Genomic DNA, 19,663 nt, shown 5'->3' with positions numbered 1-19,663 from the left:
ACCGGCATGCTCAAGCACGCCCTCAAACACCTGCACGACGATGCCACCCGGGTCATGGTGGTCGACGGATCGCGGCTGGTCCGCAAGCTGATCGGTGACGTGCTGCAGCGCGACCTGCCCGGCGTGCAGGTGGTGGGCTGTGCCGGCATCGAAGACGCCCGCCGGGCCCTGCTGGAGGGACCAGTCAACCTGGTCACCACGTCCTTGTCGCTGCCCGATGGCGATGGCTTGGCGCTGGCGAAGATGGTGCGCGAATCCGCCGGCCAGGCGTACGTGCCGGTGATCGTGGTCTCCGGCGAAGCACAGGTACACCTGGAGCAGCGCCGTTTCACCGACTACATCACCGATTATTTCGACAAGTCGCTGGGCCACGAGGCGCTGGCCGCCTTCATCCGCGGCTATGTGCAACCGGCGATCATTCCCGGCGCCACGCTGTTGTACGTGGAAGACAGCCGGGTGGTGGCCGAGGCCACCAAGCGCATGCTGGAAAGGCAGCAGCTCAACGTGCTGCACGTGATGACCGCCGAAGAAGCGGTCACCCTGCTGACCGCCGAATCCCTCGGCCGCAACCAGCACCGGATCGATCTGGTGCTGACCGATGTCACCTTGAAGGGCGAGCTCAGTGGCCGCGACCTGGTGGAGCGCGTGCGCGTGGATTTCGGTTACAGCAAGCGCCGGCTGCCGGTGCTGGTGATGACCGGGGATGGCAATCCACTCAACCAGACCGTGCTGCTGCAGGCCGGTGCGAACGACCTGGTGCTTAAGCCCATCGAAGAACGCCTGCTGGTGACGAAGGTATTGTTCCAGTTGCGGCTGTCCCGACTGAACCCCCGATCGGTAATGTAATGAACGACGTCGTACTCCCCTCCATCCAGCTGGAAGCGAGCTGGAAAGCGCACGTGGGCGATTGGTTGCTGCAGCCGCAGATGCGCGAACTGTCCGCCTTCCTGCGCCAGCGCAAGGCGGCAGGCGCCGCGGTCTTTCCGCCGGGCCCGCAGATCTTTGCCGCCTTCGACGCCACGCCCTTCGATGCGACCAAGGTGGTGATGCTCGGCCAGGACCCGTACCACGGCCGTGGCCAGGCGCATGGCCTGAGCTTCTCGGTGCAGCCCGGCGTGCCGGTGCCGCCCTCGCTGCTCAACATCTACAAGGAGATCGAGCGTGACCTGGGACTGCCGCGGCCGGACCATGGCTGCCTGCTGCCGTGGGCCCGCCAGGGCGTGCTGCTGCTCAATGCGGTGTTGACGGTGGAAGAGGGCAGTGCCGGTGCGCATCAGAAGCGTGGCTGGGAAGGTTTTACCGACCATGTGGTGGAGACCTTGAACCGGGAGCGCGACGGTCTGGTGTTCATGCTCTGGGGCAGCTATGCGCAGCAGAAGGGCAAGGTAATCGACACGGCCCGTCACCGCGTCCTGAAAGCGCCGCATCCCTCGCCGCTGTCGGCGCACCGCGGCTTCATCGGCTGCGGGCATTTTTCCGCTGCCAACGACTATCTGCAGCGCCGGGGACAGGCGCCGATCGACTGGTCGCTACCATCGGCCAGCACGATGAGCGCAGCGGTTGGGGAATGAAGGTGAGTGACGACCGTGAGTCGTCACGCGGACGATCAGTCCTCCAGCATTTCGATTATCGCGCGTGCCACTTTACGTTTCCGCGGCGTCATTTTCCGTAACAGGCAGAGAATCTCGGCCTCGTGCGGATTGCGCTCGGCGGGTGTTATCTCCGGAATGGGCAAATCGTTTCCATCCTGTGGTCTACCCGGTCCGCGCCCCGTTGCCAACCATTCAAAATAGACCTGCGTCACAATTGCAATTTGTGCCAAATGGGTCACACTTGGGCAGGTTCCGCCCTCACGTTCCCACTGCGCGACGGCGCTCCGGCGGACGCCGGTTTCCTGCGCCAACTGTGATTGGGATAGCCCGGCAGTAAGTCGTGAGCGCCGGATCCTGTCGCACATATCCTTCATTTCCCACCCCTCTCCATGTCGTGGTAAGCACAGCTTACCGGGAAGTGATTCTTTTTTCGGCTGTACAGAAACGCTGTCGGGCGTTTATGTAGCAACCGTGCCGACCTTCCCTTGGACTGCAGGTCAGCGTTACTGCCCTCTACTTTCACATCCTCCCGTTTGACGGTTTCGCCGCGCCCCGCATTAATCACTCCGAACCGGGCCTAAACGTAATCCCGGGGAAAACCGGACAGCAGTGAATCAGTTCAGGTGACGGAGTAATTCCGCCGCCACGATCAGGTACTGCCTGAAGCAATGCGGGGGGCAAGGGAATGGTTAATGTGAAGGCAGTGAAACCACCGTCATTACGCTGGCACGCGCTGGTGTTGCTGACGGTGTTGATGGTGCTGGGTTGCCTGGGCCGCGCCCATGCCCAAGCGACCACGGCCTGTACCGCCGGTGCCTGCGTCAGCGCCGGCCCGCGGTTGGCATCGGTGGATTCAACCCAGAGCCCGATCCTCAACCTGCTGTTCGGCGCGCTGCTGCCGGGCACCACCCTCAACCTGACCGCCGCCGACTGGAACAGCCTGGCCGGTGCCAACATCAACCTCAATGCGCTGATCACCCAGCTCAACGGCGGCGTGGTCGTCAGCGACCCCAGCCAGGTGCTGAACACTGCGATCAGCCTCGGTACGTTGCGCGCCGCGATGGTGGCCGTGCTGCAGGCCGACAACCAGGCGCTGGCCGCCAATATCCTCAACGCGTTGCCACTCGGCGTAGCCGGTGCCACCGGCACGATCCGGCTGGGGGATCTGCTGGAGATCGCACTCCCCACCGGTTCGCTGACCACGGTCAGGCTCAACGTGCTCGACCTGCTGACCGGCAGCTTACAGCTGTACAACTTCAGCAACGTGTTGACCACGCCGACGCCGATCACGGTGAACACCGCGGCGCTGGGGCTCACCGGCCTGGCCAACGTACGCCTGTGGCTGCAGGTGGTGGAGCGCCCGGTCTATACCTGCGGCCCACTGGGCAGCGCGTTCCACAGTGCGGCGATCCGGGTGAAGCTGGACCTCGACCTGGCGCAGGGTCTGAACACGGCGGCGCTGACGGGGCTGCTCAACAACCTCAACGTGCTGGGCCTGGTCAAAGTATCCAACGCCAACATCAGTGCCAGCGTGCTGCACCTGCAGGTATACGCCGACATCGCCCGCGCCGAGGGCAGCATCTCAGCGGTCAACCTGGTGGCCAATGCGGTGACGCTGCAGGCGCGCCCGGGACTGGTGAACCTGTACGTGGGGCAGATCAGCGATGCCACGTTCTTCAACCGATCGACCGTGCTGACCGAAAGCGCCCTGACGCCAGCGACGCTTACCTCGCTCAATGTCACGGTGCGCATCACCACGCTGCTCAACATTCCCGTCGCCGACGTATCGGTGCCGCTGGCCGTCAGCATCCGCGGCTTCGCCACGGCCACGCCCGGCCTGCAGGCGGCAAGTTTCACCGGCCCGTACCCACAGACGCGCACGCTCGCAGCCGGTACCGTCAGCGCGGCAACGATGGTGTCCACCCTGGTCAACTCGCTCAACATCCAGGTCACCAGCGGCACCCCGGTGGTGACATTACTGGGTGCGCTGCCGTTGCCGTTGCCGATCAACGATCTGGTCAACACGCTGGTCAGCACCCTGCTGCAGCCGATCCGTACGGCGGTGAACACGCTGGTGACGCCGGTGTTGACGACCCTGCTGGGTGGACTGGTCGACAACCTGCTGGGCCTGCTCGGTATCCGCATCGGCCAGGCCGTGTTCACCGTGGAAGGGGTGACGCAGGCTTGCGCCGCCACGCTGCAGCTGGTGAAGGAACTGCAGCCCACCAGTGACACCGGCCGCTTCAACCTGGCCATCACCTACAACGGCGGCACGGTGGGCGCGGCGAACAACGTTGGCAACAACGGGGCCACCGCTGCGGTGGTGACCGTGCCGGGCGGCACCTACGCAATGGCGGAAACCGCAGCGGCGGGCACCACCCTGGAGCGCTATGCCAGCACGTGGCAGTGCGCCAACCAGGACGGCACGGTCGTCAGCTCGGGCACCGGCAACAGCTTCAACCTGCAGGCGCCGGCCGTGAGCGCCGTGCCCGTCGCGCTGGTATGCCGCATCGTCAACCGCACGCGCCGAGCGGATCTATCGATCACCAAGACCGACGGCAGTGGCACGTACACGCCTGGTGGCACCGCGACGTACACCCTGGTGGTGACCAACGGCGGCCCCGATGCAGTGACCGCTGCGGTGGTCAACGACACCCTGCCCAACGGAGCGACCTTGAGCGCCGCCTGGACCTGCAGCGCCAGTGCGGGCAGCGCCTGCGCCGTGGCGAGTGGCGGGGCAGTAGGCGGCAACAGCATCAGCGTCGGTGTCGATCTGATCGATGGCGGGCAGGCCACGATCAACGTCCCGGTGATCTTCAGCAGCAACCCCGCCGCGTACTGACGCGCGGGGGCCTTACCCCGACCGGCGCGCAGCCCATCGCGTGCTGCCGGCACTGACGACGGAACGACGGGAACGCATCGCCGTGATGCGACCCGCAGCAGGCGAGGAACAGGGCATGTCCAAGGCAGTCGAGCACCGCATGCAACGCGCCGTATCGCTTGCCCGTAAAGGGTGGGGTGCGTGCCTGCTCGCCATGCTGCTGCCGGCCACGTTGTTCGCCCAGTCCTACCCGAGCCCGCTCAGCAACACCGCCAACGTGGCGCCGCCTGCCGACATCGGCGATCTGGTGCCGGGCAACAACAGCGCCACCGACAGCAACGTGCTTGCCCTGCAGGCGCAGCTGAGCCTGTCGAAGAGCATCCTCGGCCCGACCAGCGTGACCGCGGGCGCGCCGGTGCAGTACCAGATCCAGGTCAACAACCAGGGCCCGTCCAGCGCGCTGGGCGTAACCGTGGTCGATGCGGTGCCGGTCCTGCTGACCAACGTCAGCTGGACCTGCACGGCGGCCTCGCCGGCCTCGTCATGCGCGCTCGCCAGCGGCACCGGCAACAGCATCAGCGTGCAGGTGAACATCGGCGTCGGCGACGCGGTGACGCTGGTGGTCAGTGGCACGGCGCCTTCTGCCACCCCGGCAACCGTGCCGGCGAACACCGCCTCGCTGATCCTGCCGCCGGGCACCACCGATCCAACGCCGGGTGACAACAGCGCCACCACGCCGGCGATCAGTGTGCAGCCGGCCGCGATCGTGGCCGTGGCCGACGTATTTCCCGGCGTGATCGCCAGCACCGGCGGCACCACCTCCAGCGTGCTGGTCAACGACACCCTGGGAGGGGTGGCCGTCGTGGCAGCGGACCTGATCGTCACGCTGCCGGCGGCGCCGACAGGATTCAGCATCGACAGCGACGGACGGATCACCGTACCCGGCGGCGCGCCTGCCGGCCGCACGTCGCTGGATTACCAGATCTGCGAACGGGTATCGCCGAGCAACTGCGCCACCGCCAGCGCCACCTTCGTGGTCGCCCCGTCGACGCTGTCCGACAGCTACAACGTGGCATCCGGCACGCCGTCGTTCAGCGGTACCGTGGCCACCAATGACAATGCCCCGCCGAATGCGCTGTATACCGCCACGAGTGCACTGCCAGCGGGTCTGGTGTTCAACGCGGATGGCAGCTTCACCCTGGCCCCGACGGGCGGAATCCTGTCGCCCGTGTCCTTCGAATACCGCGTGTGCCTGCCTGCGCCCGATGCGGCGGTCTGCGCTTTCGCCAGCGCCGGCGTGCTGGTGGATGCCAACCAGCTGCTCGCCGTCGACGATGCGTTCCCCGCGCCGTTCGCTGCCGGCGCGGGCGGCACCACGCCGTCTGTACTGGGCAATGACACGCTCAACGGGGCCCCCTTTGCACCGGCGCTGGTCGTGCTGACGCTGGCCACGCCGCCGGCGGGCTTCAGCATCGCGCCGACCGGCGAAATCACCGTGCCGGCCACGGCGGCTGCGGGCGTTACCACGCTGACGTATCGCCTGTGCGAAGCCGCCGTACCGAACAACTGCGATACCGCCGACGTCTCCCTGATCATCAGTCCGGATGCGGTGGATGACAGCGTGACCACGCCGGGCGCCGGCCTGCCGGTGAGCGGCAACGTCGCGGACAACGACAACGTCGCGGCCGGTTCTGCCTTTACGGTGACCACGCCGCCGACGCGCGGCACGGTGGTGATGGATGCCTTCGGTGTATTCACCTACACCCCCGGCAATGGCAACACCGGTCCCGACCAATTCGTTTACCAGATCTGCCTGCCCGCACCGAACGCGTTGGTGTGCGATACCGCCACGGTCAACGTGCAGGTCGCGGCTAATGCCATCGATGCGGTGGACGACGTGATCACTATGCTGGTGGCTGCCAGCGGTGGCACGACGACCAGCGTGCTGGCCAACGATCTGCTGAACGGTGTGGGGGTCGCGCCGGCACAGGTCACGGTGGCCCTGCAGGGCGCGCCAGCGGACTACAGCGTGAACGCAGCCGGCCAGATCGTCGTCGCCGCAAACGCAGCGGCCGGTGCACAGACGCTCACCTACCGACTGTGCGAAGTGGCCACGCCGAGCAATTGCGATACGGCCACCGTGCAGCTGGTGGTGGCGCCGTCGGCCGCGGGCGAGAACTTCAGCGCCACCTCCGGCGTTGCATTCCCCGGCGTGCTGAGCGGCAACGACAACCCCGCAACCGACGCGGTATACAACCTGCTGTCCGGGCCGACGGACGGCACCGCGACAGTGGCCCCCGATGGCAGCTTCAGTTACACCGCGTTGCCGGCCTACAGCGGTACGGACAGCTTCCAGTACCAGGTCTGCCTGCCCGCGCCCAACAGCGCGATATGTGCCACTGCCACGGCAAGCTTCGTCGTGACGGCTGCCGTCATCGCCGCCAACGATGACGACTTCTCGAGCTCGCCGCTGACGGCGGCAGGCGGACTGACCGCCAGCGTCCTGACCAACGACACCATCAACGCCGCGCCGGTGGTGCCCGCACAGGCGGCGTTCGCGCTGACCGGTGCTGCACCGGTGGGGTTCACCCTGCAGCCTACCGGCGAGCTGAGCGTGCCGGCGGGCGCCCAAGCGGGCATCGTCAACCTCACCTACCAGCTGTGTGAGCCCGGCACTACCAACTGCGATACCGCCACCATCACGGTGCTCATTACGCCCGGTGCGGTGGACGACGTGCTGTCGACCAATGCAGGTCGTCCCGTCAGCGGCAACGTCGCGATCAACGACAATGCACCGGCCGGCTCGCAGTTCAACGTGGTCGCCCCTGCGCCTGCAGGCCTGGTGTTCGCGGCCGATGGCAGCTTCACGTACACACCGCCGACGCTGTTCACCGGCCCGACCACGTTCGATTACCAGGTCTGCCTGCCGGCACCGCAGGCCACGGTCTGCGCGACGGCAACGGTGACCGTCAACGTCAATGCCGGCACGCTGCAGGCCAACGACGATGATTTCCGTTCGTTGATCCTGGATGCCAACACCGGCGGTACAACCAACAGCCTGCTGGCCAATGACACCCACAACGGCGCGATTCCGCCAGATCCGTCGGAAGTGCAGCTGACCCTGGTGGGTGAGCCGGCCGGATACGTGGTGAACAGCAACGGCACCGTCACCGTGCCCGGGGGCGCTGCGGCAGGCCAGGTCACCTTCGGGTACCAGGTGTGCGAAGTCGCGCTGCCGTCCAACTGCAGCTCGGCCAACGTGCTGCTGCTGTTGAGCCCGGTTGCGAACAACGACAACTTCAGCACCCAGGCGGGGATAGCGCTGAACAACAGTGTTGCCGCCAACGACAACGTTCCCGCCGGCAGTGCCTACGAAGTCAGCGGCACCGCACCGGCAGGCCTGGTGTTCAATGCCGATGGCAGCTTCATCTACACACCACCGCCGGGCACGCAGGGGGCCGTGACATTCGCCTACCAGGTCTGCCTGCCTGCTCCCAACACCACCGTCTGCACCACCGCGACGGTCACCCTGAACGTCAACGCGGGCACGCTGGTCGCCAACGACGATGACTTCCGCGCGACACCGGTGGATCCTGCGCTGGGCGGCAGCACCGCCAGCGTGCTGGTCAACGACAGCCTGGACACTGCAACGCCGCCGGCGTCCAGCGCCGTGCAGCTTGCGCTGCTCAATGCGCCGGCCGGTTACACGCTGGCCGCCGATGGCACCGTCAACCTCGCCGCCGGTGTGGTGGCCGGTGCCGTGACGCTCACCTACCAGCTGTGCGAAGCCGCATTGCCCAGCAACTGCGATACCGCCCAGATCTCGCTGGTGGTGTCACCTCAGGCGCTGGCCGATGCGTTCTCCACTCCGGTCGGGCAGCTGCTCGCCGGCACGGTCGGCAGCAATGACAACGCACCGGTCGGCTCGGTCTACAGCGTCACCGGCATCGAACCCACCGGCCTGTCGTTCAGCCCGGATGGCAGCTTCCTGTTCAATCCACCGGTCAACTTCACCGGGGCGGTGAACTTCGATTACCAGGTCTGCCTGCCTGCGCCGGACAGCACCCGATGCAGCACGGCATCGGCCACGATCAGCGTCAATGCCGGCAACCTGGCTGCGCTGGGCGATGACTTCACTGCCACGCCGTTGCCGCCCGGTGGCAACACCGCGCAGAGCGTGCTCGCCAATGACAGCTTGAACGGCGTATCGCCGCCGGCGGCCGCTTCGGTGACGCTGCAACTGGTCGGCGCGCCTGCCGGCTACGCGCTCACCACCGACGGTCTGCTGCAGGTGCCGGCAGCGGCCACCGCCGGCGTCAACCTTCTCACCTACCAACTGTGCGAAGTGGCTGCGCCGGCCAACTGCGCCAGTGCACAGATCACCGTGGTCGTGACGCCGCAAGCCAGCGACGATGCGCTGTCCACGCAGGCCGGCCGATTGCTCAATGGAAGCGTCGGTGACAACGACAACGCGCCGGCGGGTTCGCAGTTCCGCGTGACCGGCGTAGCGCCGGACGGGCTGCTGTTCAACGGCAATGGCACCTTCACCTATGCCCCGCCGGTGGGCGTGGCCAGCCCGGTGTCCTTCACTTACGAAGTGTGCCTGCCGGCGCCGTACGCCACGCTGTGTTCCAGCGCCAACGTCAGCATCAACATCAACGCCGGCACGCTGGTGGCGGCGGATGACGACTTCAGCGCCACGCCGATCAATCCCACCCTGGGTGGCAACACCGCCTCGGTGCTGGTCAACGACAGCCTGGATGGTGTGAGCCCACCGGACCCCGCCAGCGTGGTGGTGACGCTGCCTGCCGCCTTGGCCGGTGTCAGCATCGGTAATGACGGCGTGCTGACCGTGGCGGCCGGCACGACGGCCGGCGCGCTCACCGTTACCTACCAGCTGTGCGAAGCGGCGTTGCCGTCCAACTGCGATACCGCCAGCATCCGCTTGGTCGTGTCGCCGCAGGCAGTGGCCGACGCGGTATCGACCCAGGTCGGACAGGCGGTCAGCGGCAACGTGGGCGCCAACGACAACAGTCCAGCAAACGCGCAGTTCGTGCTGACCACGGCCAGTCCGGCTGGCCTGGTGTTCAATGCGGATGGCAGCTTCGTGTTCACCCCGCCGACCGGCGTGGTCAGCCCGGTCACGTTCGGCTATCAGGTCTGCCTGCCGGCACCGGATGCCGCACTATGCTCCGGCGCCACGGTCACCCTCAACGTCAACAACGGTGCGCTGTCCGCAGCGGATGACGACTTCAGCGGCAGCGCGCTGCTGCCGGGCAGCAGTACCGGCAGCGTGCTGGCCAATGACACGCTCAACGCGGTGACCCCGCCCGCATCGGCTGACGTGCTGCTGTCCCTGGTCGGCGCGCCGGCCGGCTATGTGATCAATGCCGACGGCACGATCGGGATTCCCGCCGGTACGGCCAGCGGCCGCGTGCTGTTGACGTACCAGGTGTGCGAAGCCGCCGCCCCCACCAACTGCGATACCGCCCAGGTATCACTGCTGCTGACCCCGCAGCCGGCGGATGACGTGGTGTCCACGCCGGTGGGCCAGGCCGTCAGCGGCACCGTTGGCAGCAACGACAACGTGCCCGCCGGCGCGGCGTACGCCGTCGTCGGCGCCGCCCCGGCCGGGCTGGTGTTCAATGCCGATGGCAGCTTCACCTTCACCCCGCCGGTCGGCGTGGTGAGCCCGGTCACCTTCGACTACCAGGTGTGCCTGGCCGCGCCGGATGCAACGGTGTGCGGCACGGCCACGGTGACGATCAACGTCAACAACGGCGCGCTGTCGGCGGTGGCAGACGACTTCCGTGGCACCCCGCTGCTGCCCGGTGACAGCACCGCCACCAGCGTGCTGGCCAACGACACCTTGAACGGTGCCACGCCGCCTGCGGCGGCCGCTGTGGTGCTGAGCCTGGTCGGTGCACCGGCGGGTTACGCGATCAACGCCAACGGCACGATCAGCACGCCCACCGGCGCGGTATCCGGTGTGGTGAACCTGACGTACCAGGTGTGCGAGGCCGCCGCGCCGACCAACTGTGACACCGCACAGGTCGGCCTGCTGCTGACCCCGGTACCCACGCCCGACGCCCTGACCGTGCTGGCGGGGCAGACCGTGCTGGGCAACGCGGGCAGCAATGACAACGTGCCACCCGGCGCGGTCTTCAGCGTCGTCGGCACCGCCCCGGCCGGCCTGCTGTTCAACGCCGATGGCAGCTTCAGCTACGCACCGCCGATCGGCACGACGGGCGCAGTGAGCTTCGATTACCGCGTGTGCCTGCCGGCACCGGATTCCGCTGTCTGCGGCACGTCCACGGTGACCCTGACGATCAACAGCGGTGCGCTGCTGGCCGCCAACGATGACTTCAGTACCGCCCCGTTGCTGCCGGGCGCCACCAGCGCCGCCAGCGTGCTGGCCAACGATGCCTTGAACGGCGTCAGCCCCGCGCCGGCCAACGAGGTCACCCTGCGCCTGATCGGTGCGCCGGCGGGCTTCGCCATCAACGCCGACGGCACGATAGCGATCACGCTGGCCGCGCCGTCCGGTGCCGTCAGCCTGGACTACGAGCTGTGCGAAGCCGCCGCGCCGAGCAATTGCCAGACCGCCAGCGTCGCAGTGGTGGTGGTGCCGGCCCCGGTGGCCGATGTGGTGTCCACGCTGGCCGGGCAGGCGGTGACCGGCAACGTCGGCGGCAACGACACCGTTCCGGCCAATGCCGTGTTCACCGTGCCGGGCACTGCGCCGGACGGCCTGCTGTTCAACGCCGATGGCAGCTTCACCTACACCCCGCCCCTCGGCGTTGCCAGCCCGGTGAGCTTCACGTACCAGGTCTGCCTGCCCGCGCCGAACGGCACCGTGTGCGGCACCGCGTCGGTCACGATCAATGTCAACAACGGCGCGCTGGATGCAGTGGCGGACGACTTCAGCGGCACAGCGATCCTGCCCGGTGGCAGCACGCCGAGCGTGCTGGCCAATGACACGCTCAACGGGGTCACGCCACCGGCGGCCGCATCGGTCGTGCTGAGCCTGGTCGGCGCACCGGCGGGCTATGCCATCAACGCCGATGGCACTCTCAGTGTGCCCAGCGGCGCGCTGTCCGGGCCGGTGACCTTGACCTACCAGGTGTGCGAAGCCGCGGCGCCGACCAACTGCGACAGCGCCGATGTCAGCCTGCTGCTGACCCCGGTGCCGTCCAACGATGTGGTGTCGACGTCGGCAGGGCAGGCCGTGGCCGGCAGTGTCGGCAGCAACGACAACGTGCCCGCCGACTCGGTGTTCAGCGTGGTAGGCGCCACCCCGGCCGGACTGGTGTTCAACGCCGATGGCAGTTTCCTCTTCAATCCGCCGACCGGCGTGGCCAGTCCGGTCACGTTCGATTACCGGGTCTGCCTGCCTGCGCCGAACGGTGCGGTGTGTGGCACCGCGTCGGTCAGCATCAACGTCAACAACGGGGCCCTGGACGCCGCCGTCGACGACTTCACCGCCACTGCGTTGCTGCCCGGTGCCAGCACCTCCACCAGCGTGCTGGTCAATGACACCTTGAACGGGGTGAGTCCGCCTGCGGCCGCTACGGTGATCCTGAGCCTGGTGGATGCGCCGGCCGGCTATGCGATCAATGCGGCCGGCATCATCAGCACACCGGTTGGCGCGACATCCGGTGCGGTCAACCTGACCTACCAGCTGTGCGAAGCCGCCGCGCCGGCCAACTGCGACACCGCCCTGGTCACGCTGGTGCTCGCGCCTGCGCCTGCCGCCGATACGGTATCGGTGGCTGCGGGTCAGTCCACCAGCGGCAATGTCGGCAGCAATGACAACGTGCCGGCGGGCGCCCAGTTCAGCGTCACCGGCATCACGCCGGCTGGGCTGGTGTTCAACGCCGATGGCAGCTACACCTACACCCCGCCGGTGGGCGTGGTCAGTCCGGTCGGCTTCACCTATCAGGTCTGCCTGCCCGCGCCGTATGCCGCGGTGTGCGGCACTGCATCGGTGACCATCAACGTCAATACAGGCACGCTGGCGGCGGCGAACGATGACTTCAGCGGCACGCCGCTGGTGCCTGGCGGCAGCACGGCCAGCGTGCTGGCCAACGACGCGTTGAACGGTGTCAGTCCGCCGCTGGCCAGTGATGTCGTGCTGAGCCTGGTCGGTGCACCGGCCGGTTACGCGATCAATGCGGATGGCACGATCGCCACTCAGGGCGGTACGCCGGCCGGCGCCGTTACCCTGACTTATCAGATCTGCGAAGCCGCCGCGCCGGCCAACTGCGATACGGCCACCGCGTCGCTGCTGCTGACGCCGGTGCCGGTGGCCGACGTCGTCTCCACGTTGGCTGGCCAGGCCGTGAGCGGCAGCGTTGGCGACAACGACAACGCGCCCACTGGCTCGTTGTTCAGCGTGGTCGGCACGCAGCCCACGGGGTTGCTGTTCAACACCGATGGCAGCTTCACTTACACCCCGCCAGCAGGGATCACCGGCCCGGTCAGCTTCAGCTACCAGGTGTGCCTGCCCGCACCGAACGCAACCACCTGCGGTATCGCGTCGGTCACCATCAATGTCAACAACGGCGCGTTGGATGCGCTGGCCGATGACTTCAGTGCCGTGGCCGTGCTGCCGGGTGGGAGTACACCCAGCGTGCTCGCCAACGACACGCTCAACGGGGTCACGCCGCCTGCGGCCGCCTCGGTGCTGCTGAGTCTGGTCGGCGCACCGGCCGGCTATGTCATCAACCCGGATGGCACCGTCGGCGTGCCCGCAGGCACGTTGTCCGGGCCGGTCACCTTGATTTATCAGCTGTGCGAAGCAGCAGCGCCTGGCAACTGTGACAGTGCGCAGATCAGCCTGCTGGTCACGCCGGATCCGGCCAATGATGTGGTATCCACGCCCGCCGGCCAGCCGGTGGTGGGCAATGTCGGTAGCAACGACAACGTGCCGGTGGGTGCGGTGTTCTCGGTCACCGGCAGTGTGCCTGCGGGGCTGGTGTTCAACCCCGACGGCAGCTTCAGCTACAGTCCGCCGGCCGGCACCACCGGACCGGTCAGCATCAGTTACCAGGCGTGCCTGCCGGCACCCAACGGGGCCGTCTGCGGCAACGCGATCCTGGTGATCAACGTCAACAACGGCGCCTTGTCGGCCGTTGCCGATGATTTCAGCGGCACCCCGTTGCTGCCCGGTGCGACCACCACGGCCAGCGTGCTGGCCAACGACAGCTTGAACGGTGCAACGCCGCCTGCCCCCGGCACGGTGACGTTGTCGCTGCTCGGTGCGCCTGCCGGATACGCGATCAACGCCGACGGCACGCTCGTCACCGGCACCGCGTCCGGTGCAGTCACCTTGACGTACCAGCTGTGCGAAGTCGCCGCACCCGGCAACTGCGACACGGCGACGGTGTCGCTGGTGCTGATACCTGCTCCGGTGGGCGATACCCTGTCGGTTGCCGCAGGCCAGACCGCCACCGGCACTGTCGGCAGCAACGACAACGTGCCGGTCGGCGCCTCCTTCAGCGTGCAGGGCACCGCGCCCGCTGGCCTGTCCTTCAACGCGGACGGCAGCTTCAGCTACACGCCACCGGTGGGCACCATCGGGCCGGTCAGCTTCAGCTACCAGGTGTGCCTGCCCGCACCGAACGCCACGGTGTGTGGCACCGCGGGCGTAACCATCACCCTGGGCACGGGCTCGCTGCAGGCGGGCGACGATGACTTCAGCGGTGCGCCGCTGCTGCCGGGTGCCACGACGCCCAGCGTGCTGGCCAACGATGCATTGAACGGCGCCACGCCGCCGTCTGCGGCGAGCGTCGTGCTGTCCCTGGTCGGTGCGCCAGCCGGCTATGTGATCAACCCGGACGGAACGATCTCCACTCCGGCTACCACGCCTTCGGGCCCGGTCGCGCTGACGTACCGGATCTGCGAGTCCGCTGCGCCGACCAACTGCGTCACCGCGGCGGTGTCGCTGCTGCTGACGCCGGTGCCGGCCGCCGATGTGGTCTCCACGCTGGCCGGGCAGGCAACCACCGGTACTGTCGGCAGCAATGACAATGTGCCCGCCGGCTCGTTGTTCAGTGTCGTGGGTACGGCGCCTGCCGGCCTGCTGTTCAACGCCGATGGCAGCTTCACCTATACACCGCCTGCCGGTGTCGTCAGTCCGGTCACCTTTGACTACCAGGTGTGCCTGGCGGCGCCGAACGCCACGGTATGCGGCACGGCGTCGGTGGTGATCAACGTCAACAACGGTGCACTGGATGCGCTGGCGGATGATTTCAGCGCCACCCCGGTCACGCCCGGTGCAAGCACCCCCAGCGTGCTCGCCAACGACACGCTCAACGGCACCACCCCGCCGGCGGCAAGTGCCGTGTTGCTGAGCCTGGTCGGCGCGCCGGCCGGCTATGCGATCAACGCCGATGGCACCATCGGCGTACCCGGTGGCACGCTGTCCGGCCCGGTCACGCTGACGTACCAGCTGTGCGAAGCGGCTGCGCCCGGTAACTGCGACAGTGCCCTGGTGACGCTGCTGGTGCGTCCGGCGCCGGTCGATGACGTGCTGTCCACGCCGGCGGGCCAGCCGGTGGCGGGCAACGTCGGCACCAATGACAACGTGCCGGTCGGCGCGCAGTTCACGGTGATCGGTGGCACGCCGCCCGGTCTGCAGTTCAACGTCGATGGCAGCTTCACGTTCACGCCGCCCGCAGGCACCACCGGTCCGGTGAGCTTCACCTACCAGGTCTGCCTGCCGGCACCGAACGCAAGCATCTGCGGCACCGCCTCGGTGACTCTCAACGTCAACAACGGCGCGCTGGCGGCACAGGCGGATGACTTCAGCGGTACGCCGCTGCTGCCCGGTGCGACCACCGCCGCCAGTGTGCTGGCCAACGACACCTTGAACGGCGTCTCGCCGCCTGCGGCCGCTACGGTCACGCTGTCGCTGGTCGGCGCGCCGGCCGGTTATGCGATCAATCCGGACGGCACCGTGGTCACGCCGAGCGGCACGGTGTCCGGGCTGGTGACCCTGACCTACCAGGTCTGCGAGGTGGCTGCGCCGAGCAACTGTGATACCGCGACGGTGTCGCTGCTGCTCACCCCGGCACCCGCAGCGGACAGCGTCTCGGTGGCCGCAGGCCAGACCACCAGCGGCAACGTCGGCAGCAACGACAACGTGCCGGCTGGATCGCTGTTCAGCGTGGTCGGCACGCCGCCGGCCGGCCTGGCACTCAACGCCGACGGCAGTTACAGCTACACGCCGCCAGCCGGCACCACGGGCCCGGTCGGCTTCACGTATCAGGTCTGTCTGCCCGCGCCGAACGGGAGTGTCTGCGGCACGGCGACGGTGACCATCACGGTCGGCGTCGGCACCGTGGTTGCCGGTAACGACGACTTCAGCAGCGCGTCTCTCGTGCCTGGCGGCAGCACGCCCAGCGTGCTGCTCAACGATGCACTGAACGGTGTCACCCCGCCGCCCGCCAGCAGCGTGGTGCTGAGCCTGATCGGCGCGCCGGCCGGCTACGTGATCAGTGCGGACGGCACGATCGGCACGCCGCTCGCCGCGCCGTCCGGCGCGGTGTCGCTGACCTATCGGGTATGCGAAGCCGCCGCACCGGCAAACTGCGCGACCGCCAACGTCGTGCTGGTGCTCACCCCGGTGCCGGTGGCCGACGTGGTATCCACGCTGGTCGGCCAGCCGGTGACCGGCAACGTCGGCAGCAATGACAACGTGCCGCCGGGTTCCAGCTTCAGCATCGTGGGTGCCACGCCGCCGGGGCTGGTGCTGGATGGCGATGGCAGCTTCAGCTACACCCCGCCCGCTGGCAGCAGTGGCCCGCTCGGCTTCAGTTACCAGGTCTGCCTGCCCGCACCGTACGCGGCCACCTGCGGCATCGCCTCGGTAACGATCAACGTCAACACCGGCACCCTGCTGGCCGCGGACGATGACTTCAGTGCCAGCCCACTGCTGCCGGGCGCTGTCACCGCCAGCGTGCTGGCCAACGACGCGTTGAACGGGGTGACGCCGCCGGCTCCGGCCAGCGTGCAGCTGAGCCTGGTGGGTGCGCCTGCGGGCTTCGTGATCAACCCCGATGGCACCGTGACCGTGCCAGTGGGCGCGCTCGCCGGTGCCACCACGCTGAGCTATCAGGTCTGTGAGGCGGCTGCGTCCGGCAACTGTGCCAGCGCGATCATCCGCCTGGTGGTGACGCCGGTGCCGCTGCCCGACGTGGTATCGACCCCGGCCGGCCAGCCGGTCAGTGGCAACGTCGGCAGCAACGACAGCATGCCGCCGGGCGCCACGTATTCGATTCCCGGCGCCACGCCGCCGGGCCTGGTGTTCAACGCCGACGGCAGCTTCACCTATACACCGCCGGCAGGTACCACCGGCCAGATCGGCTTCACCTACCAGGTATGCCTGCCCGCACCGAATGCCGCCGTATGCGGTACCGCGGCGGTGACGTTGAACATCAATACCGGCACGCTGTCCGCACAGGCTGATGATTTCACTGGCGCCCCGCTGACGCCGGGCAGCAGCACCCCCAGCGTACTGGGCAACGACACCCTCAACGGGACCTCCCCGCCGGCATCCGCTGCGGTGGTGCTGAGCCTGGTGGGCGCACCGGCGGGCTATGTGATCGCGGCGGACGGCACGATCACCATCCCGACCGGTACCTTGTCCGGGCCGGTCGCGTTGACCTATCAGGTGTGCGAAGCCGCGGCACCGGGCAACTGTGATTCGGCCACGGTGTCGCTGCTGCTGGAGCCGGCACCGGCGGCCGACAGCGTGTCTGCCGCCGCAGGGCAGACCACCAGCGGCAATGTCGGCAACAACGACAACGTGCCGCCGGGCTCCAGCTTCAGCCTCGTCGGTGCAGCACCGCCCGGTCTGTTGTTCAACGCCGATGGCAGCTTCAGCTACACCCCGCCGTCGGGCACCTCCGGCACGGTTGGCTTCACCTACCAGGTCTGCCTGCCTGCACCCCACAGCGCGGTCTGCGGGACGGCGACGGTCAGCATGACGGTGGCCAGCAATGTGGTGCTGGCGGTCAACGATGACTTCAGCAGCACGCCGGTGGATCCGTCCGTGGGTGGCACCATCGCCCGCTCGGTCCTGGAGAACGACACCTGGAACGGCGCAGCGCCGCCGCCGGTGGGCAGTGTCACCGCCACCCTGGTCGGCGCCACGCCGGGCTATACGATGAACAACCAGGGCCAGCTGATGGTGGCACCGGGCGTGCAGCCGGGCCAGGTGCAGCTGAGTTACCAGTTGTGCGAAAACGGTGTGCCGGGCAACTGCTCGACGGCGATCATCACCGTACTGGTGCAGGGACCGGTGGGTGCGCTGCTGGCGGTGGACGACACGGCGGGTCCGCTGCCGGCGGGGCAGGGGGCGACCAACCTGGTGAACGTACTTGCCAATGACACGTTCAACAGCGCGGTTCTGGATCCCGCACAGGTCACGTTCGCACCGGTTGCCACGGCGGCGCTGAGCTTCACCGCGGACGGCGGCCTGAACGTGGCGGCGGGGCTGTCGCCCGGCAGCTACAGCACCACCTACACGATCTGCCTGATCAACCAGCCCACGGTCTGCGACACCGGCACGGTCAGTGTCACCGTGGTTGCCAGCAGCGACCGCGTGGTGGCACAGGATGATCTGATCGAGATGCCACAGAACGGTGTGGTGGAGATCGACGTGCTGGGCAACGATCGCATGGACGGCACGCCGATCGCCCCCGACGCGGTGGTGCTGAGCATCACCTCACCGCCGCCGTACGGCACCGCCGAGGTGATGGCGCGGGCCCGCATCCGCTTCGCGGTGCTGGCCAACTTCGCCGGCCAGCAGAGCTTCGATTACCGCGTCTGCGAAGCGACGGATGCGAGCCAGTGCGCGGATGCCACGGTGAACGTCATGGTCGATCAGAACGTGCTGGTGCTGGCTGACGACGTGGTCACCACTGAAACCAGCGATCCGATGGCGATCGATGTCATGGCCAATGACAGCGCACGCACGGCCGTGCTGGATCCGGCGTCGCTGCAGATGGTGGTCGCGCCGAGCGCAGGGACGGCGTGGTGCGGCAATGGCAACTGCACGTATACGCCAACGGCCGGTTTCTTCGGCACCGACAGCTTCCGCTATCGCCTGTGTGATGTGTCCATCCCCACGCCGATGTGTGCCGAGGCCAACGTGGCGGTTACCGTCGCCGGCCAACAGGCCACCCTGCGGCTGACCAAGACGGCGGCCAAGCGCAGTGCGCAGATCGGCGACCTGGTGCGCTACACGGTCACCATCGACAACGTGGGCGACGTGGATGCCAACGGCGCAACGCTGCTGGATACGCTGCCACCGGGCTTCAGCTTCGTCAGTGGCGGCTTCTCGGTGCGTGATGCGGACAATGCCGCGCGCACCAGTGGCGTGCAGCCGCTGCGCATCGAAGGCATCGATATCGCGGTCGGCGAGAGTGCCACGGTGGTGTATTACCTGCGCGTGGGTGCAGGCACCGGCACCGGGCTGCACACCAACCGCATCACCGCGATCGACGGGCAGAACCGCAGCATCGGCAACATCGCATCGGCGGACGTGGACATCACGGCGGATCCATTGCTGGATGAAAGCCTGATCGTCGGCACTGTGTTCGATGACCGCAATGGCAACGGCATCCAGGAGCCTGGCGAGCGCGGCATCCCCGGCGTGCGTGTCGCGGCGGTGGAAGGCCTGCTGATGGAGACCGATGCGTTCGGCCGCTATCACCTCGTCGGCATCCAGGGCGGCGGCGCACGCGGTCGCAACTTCATCCTGAAGGTGGACCCGTCCACAGTGCCGGCCGGTGCACGCTTCACCTCGCCCAATCCGCTGGTTCGCCGTATCACGCCCGGGGTACCGGTGCGCTTCGACTTCGGTGTGGTGATGCCTGCCGGTGAGATCGCGGTGCAACCGGCGCACGCCAGCGGTGCGGTGATTGAACTGGGTGACGGGCTGTTCGAACGCGGCACGGCCCGCCTTGCTGCGGGCACCGCCACCGTGCTGGAAAAAGCCGCGCAGGCGCTCACGGCACGCGGCGGTGGCCGCCTGCTGATCGTGGCTGCGCCGGACCAGCAGGCACTGGCACGGCAACGTGCCCAGGTACTGGGCGCTGCGATCAGCGGTCGCCTGGCGACCGACGTGGCCGCCGCCGCACGCATCGACGTGGTGAGCCCTGGTGACGAGAGGGTGCTGCACAGCCTGCGCCTGGATGACCCGCCTGCCGCTGCAGGCACCCGCGGGGAGGGGCGCTGACCC

At 67.8% G+C, this 19,663-nt stretch carries 5 protein-coding genes; 4 read left to right on the top strand and 1 reads right to left on the bottom strand.

From position 1 onward, the window contains the following. Positions 1–6: 6 nt before the first annotated feature. Together IFT65_RS14730 and ung are read left to right on the top strand one after the other, a co-directional pair. Positions 7–846, top strand: a complete 840-nt coding sequence (locus IFT65_RS14730) for a response regulator (RefSeq protein WP_192082053.1) — start codon at positions 7–9, stop codon at positions 844–846. Then, positions 846–1,571: a uracil-DNA glycosylase gene (ung, locus tag IFT65_RS14725; protein WP_192082052.1), complete on the top strand. Its 726-nt coding sequence runs from the start codon at positions 846–848 to the stop codon at positions 1,569–1,571. Before IFT65_RS14730 ends, ung begins: the two co-directional genes overlap by 1 nt. A 35-nt stretch (positions 1,572–1,606) precedes the next feature. On the opposite strand, the gene IFT65_RS14720 is transcribed toward ung, so the two are convergent. After that, positions 1,607–1,966, bottom strand: a complete 360-nt coding sequence (locus tag IFT65_RS14720; protein ID WP_192082051.1) for a helix-turn-helix transcriptional regulator — start codon at positions 1,964–1,966, stop codon at positions 1,607–1,609. A 320-nt stretch (positions 1,967–2,286) separates the two neighbouring features. Here IFT65_RS14720 and IFT65_RS18925 point away from each other — a divergent pair, with 320 nt between their 5' ends. Both IFT65_RS18925 and IFT65_RS14710 read left to right on the top strand, forming a co-directional pair. Further along, the gene (locus tag IFT65_RS18925; protein WP_192082050.1) at positions 2,287–4,434 is read left to right on the top strand and encodes a DUF11 domain-containing protein; all 2,148 of its coding nucleotides are present in this window, start codon (positions 2,287–2,289) and stop codon (positions 4,432–4,434) included. Between the two features lie 115 nt (positions 4,435–4,549). Next, positions 4,550–19,660, top strand: a complete 15,111-nt coding sequence (locus IFT65_RS14710) for an Ig-like domain-containing protein (protein ID WP_192082049.1) — start codon at positions 4,550–4,552, stop codon at positions 19,658–19,660. Positions 19,661–19,663 lie beyond the last annotated feature (3 nt).

This window comes from Stenotrophomonas sp. CFBP 13725 (genome assembly GCF_014841935.1).
Taxonomy (GTDB): Bacteria; Pseudomonadota; Gammaproteobacteria; order Xanthomonadales; family Xanthomonadaceae; genus Stenotrophomonas.
Note: the sequence above shows the minus strand (reverse complement) of the source record. Positions and strands in the feature narration are given on the sequence as shown.

Excerpts from the sequence above, each read along its gene's own strand:
- IFT65_RS14730 (WP_192082053.1), top strand. The coding sequence starts at position 7 with ATGCTCAAGCACGCCCTCAAACACCTGCACGACGATGCCACCCGGGTC.
- ung (WP_192082052.1), top strand. The coding sequence starts at position 846 with ATGAACGACGTCGTACTCCCCTCCATCCAGCTGGAAGCGAGCTGGAAA.
- IFT65_RS14720 (WP_192082051.1), bottom strand. The coding sequence starts at position 1,966 with ATGAAGGATATGTGCGACAGGATCCGGCGCTCACGACTTACTGCCGGG.
- IFT65_RS14710 (WP_192082049.1), top strand. The coding sequence starts at position 4,550 with ATGTCCAAGGCAGTCGAGCACCGCATGCAACGCGCCGTATCGCTTGCC.